Consider the following 342-nt stretch of genomic DNA (forward strand, 5'->3'; position numbering starts at 1 on the left):
CATCATGCGTTGGGTGAACCGTTTTACACCGGAGTTCGTGAAGTGCTGGAATCGCTTTGCCATACCGGCAGGGCGGTCATGGCGCGTTGACGAGACCTATCTGACGATTCGTGGCAAATGGGTTTATCTGTACCGGGCGGTGGATCGGGCTGGCCAGACGGTGGACTTCACGCTCAGGGCAAAGCGCGACGTGGCTGCGGCAAAAGCGATTTTTAGCAAGGCCATCCAACATCAGGGCCAGCCACCGGAGACGATCACGCTCGATGGGTATGCCGCCTCACACCGGGCGGAACGTGAGATGAAAGCCGATGGTCTGCTGCCTGCAGACACGAAGGTTCGGTC

1 protein-coding gene is annotated in these 342 nt (G+C 59.1%); it reads left to right on the forward strand.

Features of this window, described 5'->3' with window-relative positions; genetic code table 11:
• A partial coding sequence (locus P0D89_RS54350; protein WP_408379898.1) for a DDE-type integrase/transposase/recombinase occupies window positions 1-342 on the forward strand: 342 nt, incomplete at both ends.

This window comes from Paraburkholderia sp. RL18-085-BIA-A, from assembly GCF_046027075.1.
In the GTDB taxonomy this organism is placed as follows: domain Bacteria; phylum Pseudomonadota; class Gammaproteobacteria; order Burkholderiales; family Burkholderiaceae; genus Paraburkholderia.